This window comes from Bradyrhizobium sp. Crot121, assembly GCF_059512385.1.
The window spans coordinates 1-597 of record NZ_JCAMOR010000322.1 but is presented as its reverse complement, the minus strand read 5'-3'; the positions used below and the strand labels follow the sequence as shown (position 1 = coordinate 597).

Below are 597 nucleotides of genomic sequence, written 5' to 3'. Positions count from 1 at the left end.
GCACGATGGATGTCGAAAAGAAACGCATCTGGAACCCCTGGCGAACACAACCTTTATGACGTTCATAAGAATGCGTTAGGGAAAATTTTCTCTTAACGCAGGGTCCGCGCCGAGCCTTTTACTTGTCTTTTTTCAGATCTAGTATGATTTCATATGTGCATTATCCGTCATCAAGGCAGAAAAATTTCAATCTGTCTATTTTTCTACAACCTTAGAATGATTTAACTGGCAAATAAAAATGGCCCCGAAAATGGGGCCATTTGCATTAGAGCGCCGTGGTCCGTTCGGACGCACAAAGGACGCTCCAGCTCTTTGAATCTACGCATCAGGCTTTCCGAAAATCGAGTCCGATTTTCGGGCCGATGCTCTAGCCCTGCCGCAGAGCCCTGCTGCTCAGAACGCTTCAATCTGACCAAGAAAGGCTTTAGAGTGAATCGGCAGGCTGAAGGACGGTTTTCCGATGCAATGGCTGGATCAGGCGATCATTCTTGGCGTCAAGCGCCACGGCGAGACGAGCGTCATCGCCGAGGTGATGACGCGTGAGCGCGGCCGCCATCTCGGTCTCGTCCGCTCCGGCCGTTCGCGCATCATGCAGCC

General features: G+C 51.3%; 1 protein-coding gene. It reads left to right on the top strand.

The genetic code is table 11. From position 1 onward, the window contains the following. Window positions 1–460: 460 nt before the first annotated feature. On the top strand, window positions 461–597 hold a 137-nt coding region (gene recO / locus AC5ZGW_RS46770), incomplete at its 3' end, for a DNA repair protein RecO (protein ID WP_496114215.1).